The organism is Gluconobacter sp. P1D12_c, from assembly GCF_018812105.1.
GTDB lineage: Bacteria > Pseudomonadota > Alphaproteobacteria > Acetobacterales > Acetobacteraceae > Gluconobacter > Gluconobacter oxydans_A.
Window position 1 is genome coordinate 1 of the sequence record NZ_JACSIQ010000733.1, and the last position, 386, is coordinate 386.

Consider the following 386-nt stretch of genomic DNA (forward strand, 5'->3'; position numbering starts at 1 on the left):
GTTTACCGGTCCGATAGAGGTCTCCAATGATCTGCACCGCCTTCAGTAATCCCTGTACCGTGCGACCACCCTGAAACTGGAACGCGTTCAGGAATGGACCAATGGCAGGACGAAGAGAGCGATGCCGGTTGATCAGTTCGGCCGTGCGATCAATGGTCTCTGGAGCTGTCAGGGTTTCAGCCCTGCCGATGGCGTCCTGGAGGCGGGGCCAGTCAATTCCCGTAATGGCAGACAGTGAATCAACGCCCTGATCACGGGCCTCAATCAGATGACGGCAAGAGGTTGTCAGCAGACGAAGCTGGGCCTGCAACGATCGCATGGTGACAATCGCTTTGTCACGGATCCGGTGCTCGGCACGGCGCATCATGCTTCCGAGGAGTTTGTCC

The 386-nt window shown here is 57.8% G+C and carries 1 pseudogene; it reads right to left on the reverse strand.

The features are described 5' to 3' along the window. Positions 1 to 386, reverse strand: a pseudogene (locus KP705_RS18950) (Tn3 family transposase); the annotation flags it as partial.